This window comes from Psychrobacillus sp. AK 1817 (assembly GCF_008807035.1).
In the GTDB taxonomy this organism is placed as follows: domain Bacteria; phylum Bacillota; class Bacilli; order Bacillales_A; family Planococcaceae; genus Psychrobacillus; species Psychrobacillus faecigallinarum.
In genome coordinates, this window is the sequence record NZ_CP031739.1 from 3563109 (window position 1) to 3584328 (window position 21220).

A 21220-nucleotide genomic window follows, 5' to 3' on the forward strand; every position below is an offset into this window, starting at 1 on the left:
TATTTAATAACAGCAAATCATTAAAGTTTAGTAAGAATTTGTGTTATGATATGGATTGATTTTGTTAGGAGGTATTATGTTTTATGGATTGGTCTATCTTTATCACGTATATTTTTTGGAAGAACCTTAGTATATCTATTGGTATACTATTAGTGTTTCTTATTTTGAGGAAAATTTTCTCGAAATATGTATTTAACCTGTTAATCAGGCTAAGCGATAAAACTCCGACCGATACATTGACTAATCTTTTTCGTTCTTTTGAAAAGCCTATTCAGTGGATGTTTATTACAGTCGGTATTTATGTAGCAGCTAGCTTCTTTCCACACTTTGATGAAACTAATAAATTCTTCCTGGTGCTTATAAGAGTTTCCTATATTATTCTTATAAGCTGGGGATTATATAATATGTCATCTGATTCTTCTACTTTCTTCACTAAAATGAGAAATAGATATAACCTCGATATCGATGATATACTCATTCCTTTTCTTTCAAAGGCTTTACGAGTTATTATTGTTGTCATTAGTTTTAGTGTTGTTGCTGAGGAATTTGGTTATAACGTAAGTGGATTTGTAGCAGGACTAGGTTTAGGAGGAGTAGCTATTGCCTTTGCTGCAAAGGATGCTCTTTCTCATCTATTAGGTGGTTTTGTTATTATCACGGAAAAGCCCTTCAGAATAGGGGATTGGATTTTAACTCCTGATGTTGAGGGAACAGTGGAGGATATAACTTTCCGAAGCACAAGAATACGGACCTTTGCACAAGCAGTAGTCACCTTGCCGAATGCGACTATTGCAAATGGTCCTATTACAAACTGGAGTAAAATGGGTAAAAGACAAATTAATTTTAACCTACGAGTATCTCAAGAGACGCCTAAGGAAAAATTAGAGTTAATAGTAAAAGAAATTGAAAAGCTTGTAAGTAAGCATTCAGGAGTTCACCCAGAAACGATTTTCGTAAAATTTGATGCATTTAAAGAAAATGGGTATGATATTTTCTTATATTTCTTTACTAATACAACAGTTTGGGCTGAGTTTTTAAAGGTAAAAGAAGATATTAACTTTAGTATCATGGAAATTTTAGAACGCGAAGGAGTTTCCATTGCCCTTCAAAGTCGAAAAGTTTATGTGGATTCGGAATTAGTTCAGAATGAAACGATGAAAACAGAGGAATAATATATCCGCCAGAGACTATCTCTTGGCGGTTTTTTCTTTATATAATTTTTAATTTTTTGGAATATAAAATAGGTGCATATCCTACCGTCGATGTGTCAATCAAGGCAATTTCTTTTATAAAACCAGAAATGGATGTTTGGTTATATGAGCAATGATGCATGGCCTCTAATAGTTTTTCCTTAGTCAAACGATTAGCAATTGTACAATGGGGAATCCAACGACCTGGATTGTATAACGAGTCTTCTTCTTGATTTTTTTTGAAATGTTCGTGATAGTCCATATGAAAATCCATTAATTCTTTAGTAACTAGGGGAGAATAAAAAAGTGCTCCAGAATTAATAAATGACCCAATCGTTTCAAAAGAAATAGTTAATGAAACCTTCTCTTGCAAATATCGATCCATTTCTTTTATATATTGTTCAACATTTAAATTTTTATAGCTGGCAATAGTTATATGTGGTTTTCGGTCTTTGACTTCAGATGCATAGGAAGAGATGTTTTGATCTTTCAAATCATTCCATACCTCAATAATCTGTTGTTCGGTTTCTTCATCAAATAAAGCAATTATTCCATACATAATACACACACCTTTTTATTAGTTAACGCTCATTTCTTAAACGTTCTACTTCTTTTTCTAAATTGTCCAGTCGTTTATGTATTCTATAAAAGATTGGTAAGTATGCCAATGCCATTATTACCAACAAGCCCAATCCTGTCAGCCTCTTCATATAGAGTATTTATTTGCACAATTATATCATATAGATACTTACTTAAAATCCAAAAGATGTAAAAATTTTAGAGCAAATGAAAACCATTCAAAATCATAATTTTCCTCGTATTCGATGAATTGTATAAACAGATAGTTATTGCGAAAGATAAGAACGAATCATAGCAATTAATGAGAGGAGTGTTTTTATGGAGAGTATTCGCGAGGGATTAATCCCGACAGTATTAGGGACAGCAGTAACTACAACTGGAGTAGCCTTGAGGAACAATAGAAGCATCTCACCATTAATAACGAGTTCAATTATAGGTTTTGGCCTGGCACATATAGTGTTAGGAGCAATCGATTTAGTTGAACACCGTCGCTAAGATTCAAATGGAGGAATTCGTTTTTCCTTTCTTATTACCTAGCTTCACATACACAAAATGAAGGAGGTGTTGGTCCATGTCAGTAATATCCAGAATTGCTTTAGCATTAGTTATTATTGGTGCATTAAACTGGGGTTTAATCGGATTCTTTGAGTTTGATTTAGTAGCATCTATCTTCGGTGGACAAACTTCTGCGTTTGCTCGAGTAGTGTACGCACTTGTTGGCTTGAGCGGAATAGCATGTATACCACTTCTGTTTGCCCAAGAGGACGAACAAAACAGTACGAGTTCTTCCAAAGACGGTAATCGTCAAGCTTACAGAAATCTAAGCTATGATACGGAATTTGCAGAAGAAGAGGAAATTATTGTTGCAGCAGATCCACAAACTAAAGCTTCGACTGGTAATTCAACAACAAACCCTCAAACGAATTATTATAAAAAAACTTCTAAGAAAAAGAAGAAATAATTCTGTATGAGAACTAGGAAAACTGACGAACGTTTTAACGTTCGTCAGTTTTTTTATATGCAAACAAAAGGATAATAGGAGCAAATAGCGAATATTAAAAGAAAAAACTTGGATTATATGGAGGAACAAGATGAATATTGAGTCATTGAAGATAAATAAAGAAAGCTGGGAAAAATCAGCAGAACATTTTTATGGAAGAAACCCTCTTCCAGAGTATGGACCAATGGCTCCGCGTGAGGAGCAAATGAATCTTTTTGGAGAAGTAGCAAATCTCAAAGTATTGGATATTGGCTGTGGAAGTGGCCATTCCTTGCTATATATGGGAGAGAGAGGCGCTGGAGAACTTTGGGGTATAGATCTATCGGTAAACCAAATTAACGCTGCAAAAACATTGTTAAAGACACAAGGATTTTTAGTGAGATTATTCCAGTCACCAATGGAAACGAATCCTGGATTGCCACTAAACTATTTTGATGTAGTATATTCTATTTTTGCAATTGGTTGGACTACAGACTTAGATCAAACATTAGAGAATATCCATTCCTATTTAAAACCAGGAGGTATTTTTGTTTTTAGCTGGGAGCATCCTTTACATAGTAGAGTAAAACATGAAGAAGGAAGCTTTATTTTCAACAAATCCTATCAAGAGGAAGGTCCGTATGACCATGAATTTTGGGATACTCAAGCAATCATGCAACAATTTAAAGTTAGTACATATATCAATAAGCTTATAAACGCTGGTTTTAAAATCGAAGAAGTTATAGAAGAGGTGTATTCGGAGGAGGCAGATTTACAACGCCATGTGAATAGATGGTACTCATTTGAAAAAGCACAGCTTATACCGACTACTCTCATTATTAAATGTAGCAAATTACAATTCGATGAAGAACTTGAAAAGTAGTAAGTTAATATATAGAAAGATAGTCTTTCATTCTCAACCTTCTATTATTTATTAATTGAAGCGACAGGCGACTCCAATGTGATGAGTGAGGCAGATAAGACATCACCATACAACGCGTATAGCGACGGAGATGACTTATCGCTCTCCCCACGGAAAGTGTCCGTATAAAGTGGAAATTAAGCATGTATTGACCCGTCAAAGGGAGCTTGCGCTTTTAACTATTTCCAAATAATTTTATATTTGATTGTCAGAAAGGGAACTGAAAAGATTCGCATCTGATGTCTTGCAGTTAGTACATCACTCTTTTCTTCTAAAAGAAATTGTTCCTCCAGAGGAAGCTTAAAGACATTATTGCCAAAGGCGAGGTAAATTCCAGCATCAGAGGTTGATGCTCTCTTACTAGTTAACAGCAGCTTCCCATTCTTTTCATGTAATTCCAATATGCCAATCATAGTCGACCAAGGGAGTGGTAAGGCAATATTCATATAGCTTTTGTCGCCTTTTTGGTGTAAGGAATATAAAGCGACAAAGATGACATCCTGTTCAACTTTGCGAATCCAAGCTCTCGTCTTCATACGACCATCTTCTATAGCTACAATGTTACCTGTCATTTCCATTTGTTTAGAGGAAATCGGTAGATTCAGTTGTTGCATTTTTTTACTAAAGACTTTGTAAATAACTGCAAAAGGCTTAAACCATGTATGCCAACTGACTTCAGAAAACAAACGATAGCGCTGAGTGTTTTCATAAAAGTCGATAATCCTTGAAGGTAGTGCTTTGCTGTCCACATATACATTCATATCGTCTACTAGGCCACTATAGCTGGAGTTTCCTTTATGGTTGGATAGTATTTTTTCTCCGACATTCCATTTCCCCCTAATATTGCTTACTGGAAAGCACCAGCCTAAATGCTTGGTAGGAGGAGTCCACATAGACCATCCGAAGATTCCAACCCCAGCAAAGACCACACAGTTGAGAAATCCGTGAAACTTCAACATGAAGTCAATCGTGACTCCAAATAACCCAAAGGCATTTCCCATTGTATAGAGAAGAGAAAAAATAATAGTAATTCCTAAAGCTCCGAATGATGTCACGACACAACGTTTCTGTAAGCTATTTTTATATGTTGTCTTTAAGGACAAAATTATGAATCCGTAAATTCCAATGATATAAAGAATGACAGAGACAAATTCTATTAAGGTGGAAAAAGTAATGCCAATCGCCACTACCATCGGTGATATTAAAATAATCGTAGTGAGTAGTTTATAGCCAATTGGTTTATATATTCTTCCTAAAAACCCGATGAAAATAGGCAAAAGAAAGGAGGAATAATGAAAGTGGATGCCTGTCAGCCAAGTCAAAATTGGTGAAAATCCTGTATCTAACTCGACTATAGAGGCAAAAAACCAAAGGCCTCCGATAAATAAATACATGAACCCCATATCAATAGCAAACTCTTCTAAGTGGGAAAATCCTCTTTGAACAAAGCGTTTAAATCCATAGGTAGCTACTACAAGAGTAAAAAGTAAATATATAAATGCTAGTAGAATATCAAACTTTGTTTCACCTGTCATTTGTAACAAAGAAACTACAATAATAGCAGGTATGACTAAAAAATAAATTCTCTGCTCTGTTCTTAAAACTAATCTCAATACAAGTGGTACAAATAAAATTTGTGCCACGGTCAACATTAGAAAATACCATGGAGTTACACTAAAGATGGCGACAAATAGAAATAAAATAGTATGTAGAATGGCGATCCATTTATAGGTCATCTGCCTGAAACACTCCTTCATACTCAAACAAGGTGCCTAGTATAGGATTGGTAATTAAAACATGGATGGAAAACGCATCTAGTTTTTCTAGATAGCTTTCTTTCACAAGAACATTCCCTTTTAATAGTTCAGGTAAAGAAACTTCTAGTTTTCCAATAACCAAGCGTTGTTTCCTAGATTCTATTTGCATACTTCCTTCCTCTGTTACAAGGAAAAAAAGTTCAGAGTAGAACAAGCTAGGCTCGCCTAGATAATCCTTTACAAGTCCATTTGGATCTAGGCTCATCAATGCATTAAAATATCTTGTTTTTTTCGGGAAAAAAAATGTTCTTTCCCAGACGACCTGTTGTTCTCCATTTGGACCAATTTGACCTTTGTTTACAATTCGAAATGGTATGTTTTTTCCTTGCTCGGGAAATAAAAACTTCCAGCGAGTAGCTAAAAGAAAGAAGGGGGATAGCCATCTAGGCCCACCCTTTATCTTCGTCATCACTCCTGTAGCCTTAAAGGTTGTATGGGGTGCAATAGTATATCGACTTTTAAGCATAGGATGGAGTCTATGAAATTGTTCTCCTAGCATTTCTTTGTAGATGGACATATTTAAGCTCCTCATCTTGAACGTTTACAGTTTTTTGCTGTAGGTATATCGTTGCTAACGAACAAACCGATAATCGTTAACGCAAACAATGATAGGTTAAACGTTAATGGGTTAAATGGATCTCCGAAAACTGTAGCGTCTCCTATTATTGTAGTAAGCGTGAGTAAAGGAAAAATGATTAACTGGATTTTTAACAATCTTCTTTTATTTTTATATAGTAACCATAGGAGACCAAATACAATTTCTATTACCCCAGCTGTTGCTACTATATTTTGCGCTTCATTGAAGGTAAAGGGAAGCAAGCCTTGGGTCATCGATACTTCTTCAGGGTGCATTAGGATTAGCTTAGGAATTAGACCATGATATACCCACACAAAAAAGAACAAGATGGTGATAATCCAGTGACTGAAAAATCGTATAAACTGTCCAGATGGTGCATCACCCTTTTCTAGCCACCTCTTTAGTACATCGAAGCTAAGTGCTGTTGCCCATCCCATCATTGGTCGAAAAAGCAGCCGATCGATTACTTTTCCTAGTCCTCCAAACCGCACATCATAATCATATTGAGTCAGAAAGGTAATCCCCTGTTTCTCTGGAATGTACTTCCAATAACCCTTACCCTCGCTAATAGGAGAGATCCATTGATCGGTACCGAAATGGAGGGAGGATGTTCGAGAATAATCATTAGCATGAAAGGTACCCACACTTTTTCCCCAACCGGCAACGGCTAATCCAAATCCAATATTCGTTTTATATTCAAACAATTGTGGTTCATCATCTTCTTTAGGTAAATAAGTGATAGAGGAAAAACGCAAATCCCATTGCTCATGTAGTGAGGGATCTTGAGATGTCTCCCATAATCTGTCCATATCTGTGTAAATTGTAGTCTCTACATAAATTGGTTTATTTTTCATATTACCACCTCTCCTTTAGAATATCATAAAGGACTTTGTACGAGGTATATAGAATAGGGATAATATATGGGCTTTTAAGGGGGATCTAGATGACAATAGTACATGAATGGGTTAAGGATTTAGGAGAGCTGAAGTTAATCGGACTTCGCGTATTGTGTCCGGGAGAAGAATTTGGTAAAGAAATCCCAAAAGCTTCTCTAGAGCTAGACCGAAGAATAGGAGAAATTCGACTGGTTAAGAACCCATCAGTCCAAATAGGGGCATTCATAGTAGATGCTCAATCTGAGGAGGAGGATGGTTATTGGGTATGTGTAGAAGTAACGGATTTTGTGAATGTTCCAGAAGATATGATGGCTTTAACAATTCCTCCTCAAAGATATGGATCATATAGACATAGAGGACCGAATCATGAAATATTTAATTCCTATAACGTACTCCATAATAGAATAGAAGAAACAGAATATGAGAGAGCAAAGGAAAAATGGCATTTAGAGATATTTACTAGCTGGAAGGATAGTCACAACTTAGATGTAGAGCTATTAGATACATTGAAATGGAAATGAGGATAGAGGAATGCAACTAATAAATAACCTAACTAATCAATTCAGTTTAGTAGAGGAGCATGTTCAGCATACATATGAATCGGTTTTTGCATCTGGAGCAGCTGCTATCGTCATTTATAAGGATGAAATTGTATTAGAAAAATATTGGGGTACTCAATCGACTAGAACTAATTCCAGAAATATTCAAGCAGATACACAATTCCATGTAGCTTCTGTTCGAAAGAGCTACATAGGTTTCGCGGTAGCATATGCCGTACATCATGGCTATATCGCTTCGATTGATGACGAAGTGACAAAGTATATTGCAAATCTAGAGGAAGAGATTTTTCGTGGAACGACGATTAGACACCTATTGACACACTCGCATGGGTTAACCGAGCAGGACGGGAAAATCGTGTGAGAGTTTTTATCCGGGGAAAGCTGGGCATATCGACAGATTAATATTAAATTACTAGCCGAATTAGTAAAAATAACGACAGGACAAACAGTAGCTGATCTACTAACGGAGCAGGTGTTTCGGCCTTTACAGTTAAACGAGACTGGCTGGTATACGGAAATCGGTCCAAAAATCGCCGAAGTAATTAGTGAAACCGGTCAACCAAAAAAAGTAGCTACAAGCAGTGCAGAAGGTGATCAAATCAATATGTTCATTTCAGCAAGAAACCTAGCTTATTGGGGTTACCTTCATCTAAAGCTAGGATTTATAGACGGTGAGCAGGTTATACCAAAAGAAATTATTCAACTATCCACTTCCCTTATAAGTCCAAGTACAATAGATAAGGATCTGCCTCAGCATGGATTCCTTTGGTTTGTGAAGGATTTACAGGCGAAAAAGACGGAAATTGGGGAAATGGTCCCGTGTGGCTCCTATCAAATTTTAGGGTTTACAGGCGTTGCAGTGCTTGTCATACCCGATCACGATATAGTGGCAGTCCGAATGGTTAATAGCTACGGTTCTCCAGAAAACCATGATTTTCTAGCGGATATAAGGTCCTTTGGCGATAGTGTGATGAATAGTTTATAAGGAGTGAACAATAAATGATTATTTTTAAGCAATTTGATCATAGCGTACATACCGCAGAGGAAATGGCTATGCTTTATCAAGCAATATGGAAAAAAGAAGAGGATGACTTTTTCGAACGAATTCAAAGGCATGCAGATTACGAAGGTTTTTTAGGAATTGTAGCTTACAGTGATACAAACGAGTGTGTGGGATTTGCCTATGGCTACAAGTCGGAGAAGGGGCAGTATTACCGTGAGCTTCTAGAAAAGGAGTTAACTTCTGATGAAATAGAAAGGTGGTTAAGTGATTGCTTTGAATTTGTAGAGTTAGCGGTTCATCCCTCGTACCGAAAAAATGGTTTCGGTAGGGAAATGGCCGATAAATTGGTAAACAATTCTCATAGGAAAACGTCTATATTGACTACTCAGGTAAGTAATTTAGCCGGTCAGACATTGTATACAAGCCTAGGCTGGGTAGTGGTAAAAGAAAATTTTATTCCTTCTCCAACTGATGAGCCATATGTCATTATGGGGAAGGTGCTAAAAGGAGATAGATTTTATGAATAATTGGATATATATTTTGTATTTTATTGTGTTAGGAGTTGTTTCATTTTTTACAGGAGAAATTGTTACATTTGTTATGCTAGGGTTTATAATAATCAGTCTCACTAACATTCACAACACTTTAAAAGAAATTTTACACAAGAAGAAAACGGAAGATTATTAAGGTATGAAGTGGCTCCTTATAATCATTCCGTTGCTGGGGGTTTGGTGGTTTTTAAATTTAATAGTGTTACTTGAGAAATTGAAGGCAGGAAAAAACTATCAAAATCAAAAATTGTTGGGAGCAGTATGTACATTCTTTTTGTTGCTGTTCCTTATCTATTTCCTAATGGGGAGTGCCTCCTATGTATAGTTTTGAAGCTTTTAGTACTTTTACATTAATGAGACCTGTCTTTATCACGTTTCTACTTTTGTCTGTGATGTTATTTATAGTAGTAGTTCTCCCTATACAAAGAAAATGGTTAACGAGCTTCACTATTTCTAGCGTTTCTATTGTTTCTATAGTTGCGTGTGCCCAAATGCTTTATATAGAAGGAATTATAGTAGATGAGCTTAATTTAGGAGGAGATATAGTTTCGACCTTTATGTTCCTCGCTATAACTTTGTTGAGTTTATTAAACCCTATTATTTATTTTGTAAGACAGGGTAAGAGGGGAGGAAAAAGTGCTTGAGCTATACACTTCAACCAATGACTCAAGATCAGGCAAATGTTATTGCCTATAGCTGGCATTATGAGGAACCATATTCCTTTTATAATATGGAGGCTGATAAAGAAGATTTGGAAGAATTTCTAAATCCGATAAGCCGCGGTGATTCTTATTTTGTCGTTTTGGAGCATGATGAAATCATCGGCTTCTTTGGCTTTACTTCTGTATCCCCTGGGGAAATTGATATTGGACTAGGCATGCGTCCAGATTTAACGGGTAGTGGAAGAGGGTTAGATTTTTTGCAAGCAGGCATGCAGTTTGCACTAAATAGATTTCAACCGACAATCATTACTTTATCTGTCGCTGCCTTTAACAAGCGAGCTATAGCTACCTATAAGAAAATAGGTTTTGAAAAGGTTAGTAATTTTTCACAGGATACTAACGGAGGAAGCTATGAATTTGTCAAAATGATTTATAAAACAGCCAAGGAGTAAATCTCTTTGGCTGTTTTGCTGTGGTTTTTTGTTGAAGTCTCACCAGTTAATTATTATTCTATTTTGAGCTTAAGAATATATAGACCGCTCCATGCAAAAATAATAGAGGCTAGGTAAAAGATAGTACCGATAGTTAAAAAGTCGACAAGATAGCCGGTGGCAATTACGGCTACTGCTGCAGCGATAGAGGTCCAAATATGGTACGTACCAATTTCTTTTCCAGCAGATTCTTTTTTTACATTCCGAGCAAGTACTGTTTTTTCAGAGTTCTTCTGAACGGCGCCTAATATTCCCATAAAAATTTGAAGCATATATACATGCCATATCTCGTAGGCTAATGGGAAAATTAACAAAATAACAGCCATTCCCCATGAATACAGAATAAGCAAAAGCTTATCTCCAATTTTATCTGCAAGTTTACCGACAAATGGATAGGTTAATGCTGCAGTAAGAGCAAATAATCCGTAAGCCCAACCGAACTGAGAATAGCTTCTTCCAACATTGTTTAATAGAAGAACATAAAAAGGAAAGATCATACTGGATGCCATTCCGATGATGCCTTGGTAGAGGATGAATTTTTTGTATTTCATTGGTGGTACTCCTTATAGAACATATTCATAAATTTATTTTCAGGGTCATATTTTTCTTTCATATAAAAAAACTCTTCTGTTCTCGGATAGGCTTCTATTAGTTGTTCCCTTGTTGGGAAATGATAATAGGGTAAATAATAGCTTCCATCATGAGCTAAAGTAATATCAATGATACTTCGAACGACGCGTGTCGTTTCCTGCATACTTTCCTCGTCTGTTCCCTGATTAACCAACAGGACAAGTGCGAACATATCATCCTTTGAGTAGGACATGACAGCCTCTTCGTTTTTCTTCACGTAACGAATAGTAATATTAAGAAGGTTAAAATCTTGTTCATCCTTTAAAATATCTCTCAAATCTTCGATATAGGTGCTAAACTCATCTATTGGTATAAAATATTCCTGTAATACTTCCGTTTTGCTATGGTTATCATACTCCATAAATGCCGACTCAGAGCGCATAACGTTGTTTCTGGAAATATATGTATCCTCTAATTTTTGGTTATACGATTCTTGAGTACTCCAAAATATATTCTTACCCCAGTCATTTATTCGTGAGAGACCCAGGAAAAACTTAGGAATCGCAATTATTGTTTCTCTTTTTAACTTTGAATGGCTTTCCAATATTGATTGATTGTCTGCTAAGTAGTAATCAGTTACATACATATCCTCTAAAAAATTGTTGGGTGCAACAGAAATTCTGGCTAAATGCATTTTGACACGTTTATCCTGTAAAATTTGTTCACGGAAATAGGAGCTGTATTCATCAAAGGCAAAGGAATTGGTACGTATTTGATAAAGCTCATCATCCGTTAAATGCAATGTAACGTCCAAAATGATTCCAAATAATCCGTAACCTCCTATAACCAAAGGAAAAAGTTCAGCGTTTTCTTTTCGGCTAACATGAAGAATTTCCCCATCAGCATTCAGTAGTCGGAAAGATTCAACTGTATCGATTAAGGAGGTATACTCAATATTTCTTCCATGAACATTTACGCTCAATGAACCTCCAACAGTAAAAATATTCTGAGACTGGCTGACCTTAAGAGAGAGCCCATAGGGATTGATATAGGATTGAATATCTGCCCATGTTACTCCACTTTGAACTGTTATCATTTTGTTTTTTTCATCTAGCTCTAGTATTTTGTTATACCCCTTCATATCTAGTAAAATCCCATTCGGATATAAGGTTTGTCCCCCTTGGCTATGCTGCATACCTGCAATAGAAATAGTTTCTTTATTGTGGCTCGCTTCTTGCACAATTCTTTGAATATCCTCTACTTTCCCAGTAGATTCAATTGACTTCATTTTGACTGGCAATAAACCCGCAGAATCTTCAACGAGTTGGGTAGCTTGTTTTGTTTGAAAAAGTGTGTAAGATGCGACGAACAAAACTATGTAAAAGACACTAAAAAGGATACGAGATTTATTAATGATTTTTCTCCTCCTAATATAGATAAAAAAGAGATAGTGCCATTAAGACAATATCCCTTTTGTTGTATTATTTCCCCTTAAAAACAGGCTTTCTTTTTTCGTTAAATGCATTTAATGCCTCTACACGATCCTCGGTTGGAATAGTGACCTCATAAGCCTTACGTTCAATTTGTAAGCCGGTTTGTAAATCTACGTTCATTCCTTTTTTTACGGCAAATTTCGCTTGCTGAAGTGCTACAGGGCCATTTGCAAGGATAAGGGCTGCGAAGGTCTCGGTTTCTTGCTTTAACGTTTCACGACTAGCAACTTTAGTTAAAAGTCCATATGTGAATGCTTCATGTGCTGTTAATCTCTTAGCTGTTAAGATAAGCTCCAGCGCCTTCGACTCTCCAATTAAACGTGGCAAACGCTGTGTCCCACCAGCCCCAGGAATGATGGCCAAGCTTGTTTCCGTTAGTCCCATTAGAATGTCATCTGCTGCAATCCGGAAATCACATGCGAGTGCCAGCTCAGTACCACCTCCAAAAGCATAACCATTTAACATGGCAATGGTTGGCTGTGGCAGGTTTTCAATCATAGAAAATACTTCACCTATTTTATATATATTTCGCTTTACTCGTTGCTCTGTTAATGTTCTACGCTCTTTTAAGTCAGCCCCAACACTAAAGGACTTTTCGCCAGAGCCTGTAAAGATTACTAGTCTAATGTCAGGATTAATGCGAATGGATTCGGCTATTTCTCCAAGCTCGCGTAGCATGTCGTAATTGAATGCATTCAATGCCTCGGGTCTATTTAATGTCACATATCCAATATTACCTTGTTGTTCATAAGCAATGGTTTCCATTATATCTCCCCCTAAAATACGATAAGTTTCTCATATCTTAACATATCATTTTATGATTATTCTGTCACTAAAGGAAAAAATAGGTCGTTTTTCCTTACTTTTTTTGATACAATAGTTATAAATTACATTTCTTAGAACAAGAGGAATTAAAATGGATATCTTTATTGCAAGACAGCCAATTTTTAATATAAACGAATCGTTATTCGGTTTTGAATTGTTATATAGAAACAACGAAGACAATTCTTTCCCAGAAGTGGATGCAGATATGGCTACCATTGATGTGCTAACGCATTCATTTCTTACTATAGGTATAAATGAGCTTGCAGGTGATAAGCTATGCTTTATCAACTTTACTGAAAATCTTCTCGATAAGGAAGTTTTAAAAAGATTTCCTTCCAACAGAATTGTGGTGGAGATTTTAGAGGACATTATAATTACGCCAAGTATTATACAAAATATTAGACAGATAAAAGCAATGGGCTTCCTCTTGGCATTAGATGATTTTGTACTAAAAAATAATGTTCTTTACTATGAAGAATTATTTAGTATTGTTAACTTCATCAAAATAGACTTTCTTTCTAGCTCAATAGAGGAGCGAAATGCTGTTGAAAAGATTGTTCAAACTAATTATCCTCATATAGTTTTGCTTGCAGAGAAGATTGAAACCCGTATCGATTTCTATGAGGCAAAGGCAGCAGGCTATAAATTGTTTCAAGGCTACTTTTTTGCCAAACCTGAAATCATTAAGTCCACGGAGATTCCAGGTAATATAATGCAGTATTTGAGACTGATTAGTCTTTTGCGCAATGAGGAAGCCACTTTGGATGAAATAGCTATTGAAATTGAACGTGATGTTTCTTTGACCTTTAAGGTGCTTAAATTGATTAATTCATCAGCTATTAAAACTCGCTCCAAGGTTCGCTCGATCAAGCAGGGTGTATTGATGCTCGGGCTTGAGGAAATCAATCATTGGATTCATGTATTAATGCTACGTGAAGCACATAACACACATAACGGAGACGGACTAGCTATTATAGAGGCATCCTTGTTTAGAGCGAAATTTTGTGAGCTGTTAGCGAAAGAAAAGCGTCTACATAATTCCTCTGAATATTTATTGGTAGGGATGTTCTCCTTAATGGATACATTATTGCATAGAGAAATGGAGCAACTAGTAAGAGAATTACCTCTTTCAGATGAAGTAGCAGCGACTCTGTCTGGTACTAAAACAGACCTGACGGCTTTCTTAGACTTAACAATTGCTTATGACGAGGTACGCTGGACTGATATGTTTGAAGGTGCTGAGACAATCGGTATTGATTTCCCCTCACTTAATAACTTTTATAAGGAGGCCCGTCGGTGGGCTTCTGAAATAGTTACTCAATAATACTACTGCCAATTTTCGGATTGGCAGTTTTTTTATTGAATTTCTTTTCTTTCCATTGCATTTTCTTTGATAAGTTGTAATATAATAAGAACAAGTGTTCTTAAAAAGAAAGGTGATTAAGATGCCATTAATACCTGAAGAGGCGATTCCTTATTTTGAAAATATGATTTATCTTCCTATGGTATTTACCATCTTGGAAAAGGATCGGACGATTTTTGAAAAGGCTCCCTTCAAATTAAACAGACCATATATAAACATTGTCGAAGAAGCAGTGAAGCAGGTACAAAAAGAGTTAAAAGACACACATATTTACATGAGGAGGCATAGTATGAAAGTGCTCCGAGGAGAAGGAGATGATATGTTCACAGAATATGTATTTTTTCATGGTGGCTACGAGGAGCATCGACGTTATTTGAATGTCCGTCTTCGTAACCGCGTAGAAGAACTACTTACAATGTACTTAACCATTTCCTAATCGATTGGTAATGTTTTTCGAACTGCATGTCTGGAAGTTATAAAACCGTGGTTTAAAAGATGGCTCATTCTTTTAAGAAAATGGGTACTTAAAATATTGGAATAGGCAATCTGACGGCTGATAGTATTCGTAGAAACAGGAACATCAATTGTGTCACCGTTCGGTAAGACGATAGTAGAGCCTTTTTGAGTAGGGTAGAATGCTTCAATTGCTTGAAAGGAAAACCAGATATTTAAATCAGATTTAGGAGAAAGGATAGGAAGCAAAATACAAGGCGAACCATAGTCATGCGCAAGTACAATTGGAAGCTTAAAGTAGTTACCAATGGTTTCTCGAGACAAATTTACAGCATGTTGAAAGGAAGAACCGTAGAAAGCACAGGAGTAGCGAACAATTTCATATGGCTTTTTACTTACAATGAAAGACTCGCCAGAAAAATTAATAACTTTCGTGTAAACTTTGTTATTTACTACTAAAGGTTGAAGGGACGCTGTTTCAAAGGAAATAAGATGGGATTTATTCTCATATTTTTTTGCCAGAAAATTTCACTCCTTAGTATAATATAATTTAAATTATAGTTAAATTTGGAAATAAATCAAGTTAATATATCTAATTATTAAAATATTTGATGTTTACTATATAATCTAAATTTTCTTAAAATGATTGCAAGTAGCCTTTAGCTTTTATATAATATAAAAAAGGCATCGGGGTGATTATAATGGACAAACAATATTCATATACAGATTTTATGAAAGCAATGGGACAAACAGGGAAAGAAAGCTCCGCAGAAAAATTGTTAAACGAAATTTATCTTGATATGTTTTTAAATGTTGTCCACCGGGAGCAAAGGAGTTATCGATTACTAGAGTTGATAGATGAGGCGTTGGATCGTAAGGACAGAAAAGCATTTAACGAATATACAAATGTTTTGCTCCAACTAAAGAGTTAAACAAAAGCCGCTTATGCAGAGCGGCTTTTTTCTATTTATGGAGTTGAATTTAAAAATGAGTTAATTTCATAAATAGAGCCTTGCCATTAAAAATGAACAAGTTTCACTTAGTTGTTTGGATGATGGTCATCGCGCAGAATGCGTAAATCAATGTAGGCAGTAAGATTCATCGTTTAAAACGATTTCTTCAAATAAGTGGACTTCAATTTTTCTAAGATAGTAAGGGCTTCTTGTAGAAACAAAAATAAAAATTATTCCTTTACTCTTTGACAAATTAGAATCTTATGTAGCTTTTTCTTGAAAAGAGGGTAGTAATACAAGGAGTAATATTTTATTCAAACGTTGCTACATCAATAGTCCAACATACTCAAAATAAAAAGTTTTAAAACGTATGTTCGTTTTAATAGTGTTAGAAAAATGATTATGTTACACTAAATTTATTAAGCACACGGGAGGCAAACATATGGAACAAATCTTTGATTTACAATCTCCGTATGAGCCGGCAGGGGATCAAGTAGAAGCGATTAAAGAACTAGTTAAAGGAGTAAAGAAAGGTAAAAAGCATCAAACATTACTAGGGGCCACAGGTACCGGTAAGACCTTTACTATTTCTAATGTAATTCAACAAATCAATAAGCCAACCCTTGTAATGGCCCATAACAAAACACTGGCAGGACAACTATATAGTGAGTTCAAGGAATTCTTTCCTAACAATGCAGTAGAATATTTTGTTAGTTATTATGACTACTTTCAACCAGAGGCATACGTACCACAAACAGATACTTATATAGAGAAAGATTCAAGTATAAATGAAGAAATAGATAAATTACGACATTCTGCCACTTCCTCATTATTTGAGCGTAAGGATGTCATTATCATCGCTTCAGTTTCCTGCATTTATGGTTTAGGGAATCCAGAAGAATATAGAGAGATGGTTGTGTCTTTAAGAACAGGTATGGAAATCGATAGGAATCAGCTATTAAGAAAGCTTGTAGATGTTCAATATGAACGTAATGATATTAATTTTACTCGTGGAACATTCCGTGTCCGTGGAGATGTGGTGGAGATATTCCCTGCTTCCCGAGATGAGAGATGCCTAAGGGTAGAATTTTTTGGTGATGAAATAGATAGAATTCGTGAAGTAAACGCATTAACAGGAGAAATATTAGGAGAGCGTGACCATGTAGCTATTTTCCCTGCATCCCACTTCGTAACTAGAGAAGAAAAAATGAAAATAGCGATTAATAATATTCGTCAAGAGCTAGAAGAGCAACTAACTATCCTTCGCAGTGAGGATAAATTGTTAGAAGCTCAGAGATTGGAGCAACGGACCAATTATGATTTAGAAATGATGGAGGAAATGGGATTCTGCTCTGGAATAGAAAACTATTCTCGTCACTTAACATTAAGAGAAGCAGGAGCGACACCCTATACATTATTAGATTATTTTCCAGAGGATTTCTTGCTCGTAATAGATGAAAGTCACGTTTCGTTACCTCAGGTTAGAGGAATGTATAATGGGGATCAGGCTCGTAAATCAGTATTAGTGAATTACGGCTTCCGTTTGCCATCAGCTTTAGATAATAGACCTCTAACATTCCAGGAATTTGAGGGACATGTAAAACAAGCAATCTATGTATCAGCAACACCGGGACCATATGAATTGGAGCATACACCAGAAATGGTTGAACAAATTATTCGCCCAACTGGTTTATTGGATCCAGTCATTACCGTAAAACCTATTGAAGGTCAAATAGATGATTTAATCAATGAGATTTATGAAAGATCGGCAAAAAATGAACGAGTACTGATAACTACTTTGACGAAAAAGATGTCCGAGGATTTAACGGATTATTTAAAAGAAATAGGCATTAAGGTGCAATATTTACATTCTGAGGTAAAAACCTTAGAACGAATTGAGATTATTCGAGAGCTTCGATTAGGTACTTATGATGTTTTAATCGGCATTAACCTGTTGAGAGAGGGGTTAGACTTGCCAGAGGTTTCACTAGTTGCTATTTTGGATGCCGATAAGGAAGGATTCCTACGTTCGGAACGTTCATTGATTCAAACGATTGGTCGAGCAGCCCGAAACTCCAACGGAGAAGTTATTATGTATGCAGATAAAATGACAGATTCCATGAAAAAAGCAATCGATGAAACAAAGCGTCGTCGTACAATTCAAATGGAATATAACGAAAAGCATGGCATTACACCTAAAACAATTGTGAAGAAAATAAGAGAAGTAATTAGAGCCTCTCAAGTGGCTGAAGAAGAGGAAAGCTATGCACAGCAATTAACTAGTGGAAAAGTCTTAACTAAAGAGGAAAAGGGTAAACTACTAGAAAAGCTAGAAAAAGAAATGAAAGATGCTGCAAAGGCGCTTAACTTTGAACGGGCTGCTGAATTACGTGATGCAATTTTGGAGCTCAAGCTGGAAGGATGATGATTGGTGAAAAACCAAGAGATTAATATTCAAGGTGCTCGTACAAATAATTTAAAAGATATAAGTATCAAAATACCAAGAGATAAGCTTGTCGTTATGACAGGTTTATCTGGTTCTGGTAAGTCTTCCTTAGCCTTTGACACTATTTATGCTGAAGGACAACGACGTTATGTAGAATCCTTATCGGCATACGCAAGACAGTTTCTAGGCCAAATGGATAAACCAGACGTTGATTCAATAGAAGGGCTATCACCGGCCATTTCGATTGATCAAAAGACGACAAGTAAAAATCCAAGATCTACAGTAGCAACTGTTACAGAAATTTATGATTATATGCGATTGTTATATGCTCGGGTAGGGAAGCCAATTTGTCCAAACCATGGAATTGAAATATCCTCGCAAACAATTGAGCAAATGGTTGACCGATTAAGCGAGTATCCAGAAAGAACTAAAATGCAGATTCTTGCTCCGATTGTGTCTGGTCGTAAAGGAACTCATGTGAAATTACTAGAGGACATGAAAAAGCAAGGATATGTACGCGTTCGCATTAATGGAGATTTAATAGACTTAGATGACGATATAAACTTAGATAAAAATAAAAAACATAATATTGAAGTAGTCATCGACCGAGTTGTATTAAAAGAAGGTATAGCTGCACGATTAAGCGATTCCTTAGAATCTGCGTTACGACTCGGAGATGGACGAGTTCTAATAGATGTGATGGAACAAGAGGAGCTACTATTTAGCGAGCATCATGCATGTCCAATATGTGGCTTTTCCATTGGCGAGCTAGAGCCGAGAATGTTTTCGTTTAACAGTCCATTTGGTGCGTGTACAGATTGCGATGGGTTAGGCACCAAGTTAGAGGTAAATCCAGATTTAGTTGTTCCAGATAAATCATTAACTCTGGAAGAGGGAGCCATTGTAGCATGGCAGCCTACGAGCTCTCAATATTATCCGAAGCTACTAGAGGCAGTGTGTAAGCATTACAAAATAAAAATGAATGTTCCAGTTGAGAAACTACCTATTGATCAGTGGAACAAAATTATGTACGGTTCAGGAAAGGACAAAATTCGTTTCCGTTATCAAAACGAATATGGCCAAGTAAGGGACAATTCGATTCAATTCGAAGGTGTACTTGCAAACATTGAAAGACGTTATAAAGATACGTCCTCTGATTATATTCGAGAGCAAATGGAAAAGTATATGGCAGAGCATGACTGTCCTACTTGTAAGGGGTACCGTTTAAAGGAAGAAACGATGGCAGTGAAAATAGATTCATTGCATATTGGCCAAGTTTCTAGATTTTCGATTGAGGAAGCAAATAAATTTTTCAGTGAACTGAAATTGTCAGATAAGGACATGCAAATCGCTCGATTAGTTTTAAGAGAAATTGATGAACGACTTAGCTTTCTAGATAATGTGGGACTAAATTATTTGACTCTGAATCGGGCATCTGGGACATTATCTGGAGGAGAGGCTCAACGAATTCGTTTAGCGACTCAAATTGGCTCTCGTCTTACGGGCGTACTTTATATTCTTGATGAACCTTCTATCGGTCTACACCAAAGAGACAATGACCGTTTAGTAGCAACTCTGAAGGATATGCGAGATATAGGAAACACTTTAATCGTTGTAGAACATGATGAAGATACGATGATGGCTGCTGATTATTTGATTGATGTAGGTCCAGGGGCAGGAGTACATGGTGGGCAAATAGTAGCTGCTGGAACTCCTGAAGAGGTAATGAAAGATAAAAATTCTCTTACAGGACAATATTTAAGCGGGAAAAAGTTTATCCCTCTTCCTCTAAAAAGAAGAAAACCAGATGGTCGTTTTATTAAGATTAAAGGTGCTAAGGAAAATAACCTGAAAAATGTTAATGTTGATATTCCACTAGGGGTATTTACTGCTGTGACAGGTGTATCTGGCTCTGGGAAAAGTACATTGGTCAACGAAATTCTGTATAAATCATTAGCACACAACATCAACCGAGCTAGATCGTTGCCAGGTGCACATAAAGCAATAGAGGGAATAGAAATGCTAGATAAGGTGATTGATATCGATCAGTCACCGATTGGACGCACACCTCGCTCAAATCCTGCCACTTATACTGGCGTTTTTGATGATATAAGAGATCTATTTGCAACGACTAATGAGGCTAAGATTAGAGGATATAAAAAAGGACGCTTCAGCTTTAATGTAAAAGGTGGACGCTGTGAGGCTTGTCGAGGCGATGGAATTATCAAAATCGAGATGCACTTTTTACCGGATGTTTATGTACCTTGCGAGATATGTCATGGAAAACGCTATAATCGAGAGACACTGGAAGTATTATATAAAGGAAAAAGCATTTCAGACATTTTGAAGATGACAGTAGAAGAAGGGGTTGCTTTCTTTGAAAACCATCCGAAAATCAGTCGTAAAATACAAACCCTTTTTGATGTGGGGCTAGGTTATATGGAACTTGGTCAGCCTGCAACCACTCTTTCTGGTGGAGAAGCGCAACGTGTGAAACTGGCTTCAGAGCTACATAAGCGCTCGAATGGTAAGTCATTTTATATTTTGGATGAGCCAACTACAGGATTACATGTCGATGACATTGCAAGATTACTTATTGTTTTACAGCGCTTAGTTGAAAATGGAGATACTGTTCTAGTCATTGAACATAATTTGGACGTCATTAAAACAGCTGATTACTTAATTGATTTGGGACCAGAGGGTGGCGATAAAGGTGGAACAATCCTAGCATCTGGAACACCAGAAAAAATTGCAGAAGTCAAGAATTCCTATACTGGTAAGTATTTAAAAACTATATTAGAGCGTGATCGTAAAAGAATGGAAGAAGGCATTAACAAAGCAACTACAAAAAGTTAAAAAACTCAAAAAGCTTCAATGAAACTTTTTGACT

Annotated in this window: 22 protein-coding genes and 1 pseudogene; 15 read left to right on the forward strand and 8 right to left on the reverse strand. The window is 36.3% G+C overall.

What is annotated here, in order from left to right:
* The first annotated feature begins 83 nt into the window (after positions 1-83).
* A complete protein-coding gene (locus D0S48_RS17830) occupies positions 84-1172 on the forward strand; it encodes a mechanosensitive ion channel family protein (RefSeq protein ID WP_144539037.1) in 1089 nt (362 codons plus the stop codon).
* A gap of 37 nt (positions 1173-1209) precedes the next feature.
* On the opposite strand, the gene D0S48_RS17835 is transcribed toward D0S48_RS17830, so the two are convergent.
* Positions 1210-1749 (reverse strand): 2'-5' RNA ligase family protein, encoded by a 540-nt coding sequence (locus D0S48_RS17835; RefSeq protein ID WP_151113088.1) that lies wholly within the window; start codon positions 1747-1749, stop codon positions 1210-1212.
* 338 nt (positions 1750-2087) lie between these two features.
* On the opposite strand from D0S48_RS17835, the gene D0S48_RS17840 reads away from it, so the two are divergent.
* The 3 genes from D0S48_RS17840 to D0S48_RS17850 all read left to right on the forward strand — a co-directional run bounded on the left by D0S48_RS17840 (position 2088) and on the right by D0S48_RS17850 (position 3631).
* Positions 2088-2264 carry an asparagine synthase gene (locus tag D0S48_RS17840; protein WP_144539033.1) on the forward strand — a complete coding sequence of 59 codons (177 nt, stop codon included), beginning with the start codon at positions 2088-2090 and terminating at the stop codon, positions 2262-2264.
* 76 nt (positions 2265-2340) lie between these two features.
* Positions 2341-2730 carry a DUF378 domain-containing protein gene (locus D0S48_RS17845; protein WP_151113090.1) on the forward strand — a complete coding sequence of 130 codons (390 nt, stop codon included), beginning with the start codon at positions 2341-2343 and terminating at the stop codon, positions 2728-2730.
* A 130-nt stretch (positions 2731-2860) separates the two neighbouring features.
* Positions 2861-3631 carry a class I SAM-dependent methyltransferase gene (locus tag D0S48_RS17850; protein ID WP_151113092.1) on the forward strand — a complete coding sequence of 257 codons (771 nt, stop codon included), beginning with the start codon at positions 2861-2863 and terminating at the stop codon, positions 3629-3631.
* Between the two features lie 218 nt (positions 3632-3849).
* Here D0S48_RS17850 and D0S48_RS17855 read toward each other — a convergent pair whose 3' ends face one another.
* From D0S48_RS17855 to D0S48_RS17865, 3 genes are read right to left on the reverse strand one after another with little or no spacing between them, the layout of a single operon-like run.
* Positions 3850-5406 (reverse strand): YndJ family protein, encoded by a 1557-nt coding sequence (locus D0S48_RS17855; RefSeq protein ID WP_225321643.1) that lies wholly within the window; start codon positions 5404-5406, stop codon positions 3850-3852.
* On the reverse strand, positions 5396-6004 hold the full coding sequence (locus tag D0S48_RS17860) for a DUF4166 domain-containing protein (protein ID WP_151113096.1): 609 nt from the start codon (positions 6002-6004) through the stop codon (positions 5396-5398). The genes D0S48_RS17855 and D0S48_RS17860 overlap by 11 nt, the downstream gene beginning before the upstream one ends.
* Before the next feature lie 11 nt (positions 6005-6015).
* The gene (locus D0S48_RS17865; RefSeq protein WP_144539023.1) at positions 6016-6918 is read right to left on the reverse strand and encodes a DoxX-like family protein; all 903 of its coding nucleotides are present in this window, start codon (positions 6916-6918) and stop codon (positions 6016-6018) included.
* 89 nt (positions 6919-7007) lie between these two features.
* On the opposite strand from D0S48_RS17865, the gene D0S48_RS17870 reads away from it, so the two are divergent.
* The 6 genes and pseudogenes from D0S48_RS17870 to D0S48_RS17895 all read left to right on the forward strand — a co-directional run bounded on the left by D0S48_RS17870 (position 7008) and on the right by D0S48_RS17895 (position 10188).
* Positions 7008-7481, forward strand: coding sequence for a GyrI-like domain-containing protein (locus D0S48_RS17870; protein WP_144539022.1), 474 nt, complete (start codon positions 7008-7010; stop codon positions 7479-7481).
* Positions 7482-7491: 10 nt separating this feature from the next.
* Positions 7492-8505, forward strand: a pseudogene (locus D0S48_RS17875) (serine hydrolase domain-containing protein).
* A gap of 14 nt (positions 8506-8519) precedes the next feature.
* Positions 8520-9050 (forward strand): GNAT family N-acetyltransferase, encoded by a 531-nt coding sequence (locus tag D0S48_RS17880; RefSeq protein WP_225321644.1) that lies wholly within the window; start codon positions 8520-8522, stop codon positions 9048-9050.
* Positions 9043-9210: a hypothetical protein gene (locus tag D0S48_RS20740; protein ID WP_191697627.1), complete on the forward strand. Its 168-nt coding sequence runs from the start codon at positions 9043-9045 to the stop codon at positions 9208-9210. The genes D0S48_RS17880 and D0S48_RS20740 overlap by 8 nt, the downstream gene beginning before the upstream one ends.
* A 181-nt stretch (positions 9211-9391) precedes the next feature.
* Positions 9392-9718: a hypothetical protein gene (locus D0S48_RS17890; RefSeq protein ID WP_151113100.1), complete on the forward strand. Its 327-nt coding sequence runs from the start codon at positions 9392-9394 to the stop codon at positions 9716-9718.
* Entirely contained in the window at positions 9715-10188 is a 474-nt protein-coding gene (locus D0S48_RS17895) for a GNAT family N-acetyltransferase (protein ID WP_151113102.1), read from the forward strand. Before D0S48_RS17890 ends, D0S48_RS17895 begins: the two co-directional genes overlap by 4 nt.
* Positions 10189-10241: 53 nt before the next feature.
* Here the strand turns inward: D0S48_RS17895 and D0S48_RS17900 are convergent, their stop codons facing one another.
* The 3 genes from D0S48_RS17900 to D0S48_RS17910 all read right to left on the reverse strand — a co-directional run bounded on the left by D0S48_RS17900 (position 10242) and on the right by D0S48_RS17910 (position 13055).
* Positions 10242-10778: an MFS transporter gene (locus D0S48_RS17900; RefSeq protein ID WP_144539015.1), complete on the reverse strand. Its 537-nt coding sequence runs from the start codon at positions 10776-10778 to the stop codon at positions 10242-10244.
* Entirely contained in the window at positions 10775-12211 is a 1437-nt protein-coding gene (locus D0S48_RS17905) for an FAD-binding oxidoreductase (protein ID WP_151113104.1), read from the reverse strand. Before D0S48_RS17905 ends, D0S48_RS17900 begins: the two co-directional genes overlap by 4 nt.
* A gap of 67 nt (positions 12212-12278) precedes the next feature.
* Entirely contained in the window at positions 12279-13055 is a 777-nt protein-coding gene (locus D0S48_RS17910) for an enoyl-CoA hydratase-related protein (protein WP_151113106.1), read from the reverse strand.
* 151 nt (positions 13056-13206) lie between these two features.
* On the opposite strand from D0S48_RS17910, the gene D0S48_RS17915 reads away from it, so the two are divergent.
* A complete protein-coding gene (locus D0S48_RS17915; protein ID WP_144539009.1) occupies positions 13207-14439 on the forward strand; it encodes an EAL and HDOD domain-containing protein in 1233 nt (410 codons plus the stop codon).
* Between the two features lie 121 nt (positions 14440-14560).
* Complete coding sequence (locus D0S48_RS17920; protein ID WP_144539007.1) at positions 14561-14914, forward strand: YhjD family protein; 354 nt, start codon at positions 14561-14563, stop codon at positions 14912-14914.
* Here the strand turns inward: D0S48_RS17920 and D0S48_RS17925 are convergent.
* Complete coding sequence (locus D0S48_RS17925; RefSeq protein ID WP_144539005.1) at positions 14911-15453, reverse strand: competence protein ComK; 543 nt, start codon at positions 15451-15453, stop codon at positions 14911-14913. The two genes, D0S48_RS17920 and D0S48_RS17925, sit on opposite strands and share 4 nt — an antisense overlap.
* Positions 15454-15632: 179 nt before the next feature.
* On the opposite strand from D0S48_RS17925, the gene D0S48_RS17930 reads away from it, so the two are divergent.
* The 3 genes from D0S48_RS17930 (at position 15633) to uvrA (ending at position 21186) form a co-directional block, all read left to right on the forward strand.
* A complete protein-coding gene (locus D0S48_RS17930) occupies positions 15633-15863 on the forward strand; it encodes an IDEAL domain-containing protein (RefSeq protein WP_144539003.1) in 231 nt (76 codons plus the stop codon).
* A 463-nt stretch (positions 15864-16326) separates the two neighbouring features.
* Positions 16327-18309 carry an excinuclease ABC subunit UvrB gene (uvrB, locus tag D0S48_RS17935; protein ID WP_144539001.1) on the forward strand — a complete coding sequence of 661 codons (1983 nt, stop codon included), beginning with the start codon at positions 16327-16329 and terminating at the stop codon, positions 18307-18309.
* A gap of 6 nt (positions 18310-18315) precedes the next feature.
* Entirely contained in the window at positions 18316-21186 is a 2871-nt protein-coding gene (uvrA, locus tag D0S48_RS17940) for an excinuclease ABC subunit UvrA (protein WP_151113107.1), read from the forward strand.
* The last annotated feature ends 34 nt before the right edge of the window (positions 21187-21220 follow it).

Coding starts and splice junctions, on each gene's coding strand:
- D0S48_RS17880 (WP_225321644.1), top strand. CDS start 8,520: ATGATTATTTTTAAGCAATTTGATCATAGCGTACATACCGCAGAGGAA.
- D0S48_RS17915 (WP_144539009.1), top strand. CDS start 13,207: ATGGATATCTTTATTGCAAGACAGCCAATTTTTAATATAAACGAATCG.
- uvrB (WP_144539001.1), top strand. CDS start 16,327: ATGGAACAAATCTTTGATTTACAATCTCCGTATGAGCCGGCAGGGGAT.
- D0S48_RS17920 (WP_144539007.1), top strand. CDS start 14,561: ATGCCATTAATACCTGAAGAGGCGATTCCTTATTTTGAAAATATGATT.
- D0S48_RS17900 (WP_144539015.1), bottom strand. CDS start 10,778: ATGAAATACAAAAAATTCATCCTCTACCAAGGCATCATCGGAATGGCA.
- D0S48_RS17930 (WP_144539003.1), top strand. CDS start 15,633: ATGGACAAACAATATTCATATACAGATTTTATGAAAGCAATGGGACAA.
- D0S48_RS17910 (WP_151113106.1), bottom strand. CDS start 13,055: ATGGAAACCATTGCTTATGAACAACAAGGTAATATTGGATATGTGACA.
- D0S48_RS17890 (WP_151113100.1), top strand. CDS start 9,392: ATGTATAGTTTTGAAGCTTTTAGTACTTTTACATTAATGAGACCTGTC.
- D0S48_RS20740 (WP_191697627.1), top strand. CDS start 9,043: ATGAATAATTGGATATATATTTTGTATTTTATTGTGTTAGGAGTTGTT.
- D0S48_RS17845 (WP_151113090.1), top strand. CDS start 2,341: ATGTCAGTAATATCCAGAATTGCTTTAGCATTAGTTATTATTGGTGCA.
- D0S48_RS17835 (WP_151113088.1), bottom strand. CDS start 1,749: ATGTATGGAATAATTGCTTTATTTGATGAAGAAACCGAACAACAGATT.
- D0S48_RS17830 (WP_144539037.1), top strand. CDS start 84: ATGGATTGGTCTATCTTTATCACGTATATTTTTTGGAAGAACCTTAGT.
- D0S48_RS17850 (WP_151113092.1), top strand. CDS start 2,861: ATGAATATTGAGTCATTGAAGATAAATAAAGAAAGCTGGGAAAAATCA.
- D0S48_RS17865 (WP_144539023.1), bottom strand. CDS start 6,918: ATGAAAAATAAACCAATTTATGTAGAGACTACAATTTACACAGATATG.
- D0S48_RS17840 (WP_144539033.1), top strand. CDS start 2,088: ATGGAGAGTATTCGCGAGGGATTAATCCCGACAGTATTAGGGACAGCA.
- D0S48_RS17855 (WP_225321643.1), bottom strand. CDS start 5,406: ATGACCTATAAATGGATCGCCATTCTACATACTATTTTATTTCTATTT.
- D0S48_RS17860 (WP_151113096.1), bottom strand. CDS start 6,004: ATGTCCATCTACAAAGAAATGCTAGGAGAACAATTTCATAGACTCCAT.
- D0S48_RS17870 (WP_144539022.1), top strand. CDS start 7,008: ATGACAATAGTACATGAATGGGTTAAGGATTTAGGAGAGCTGAAGTTA.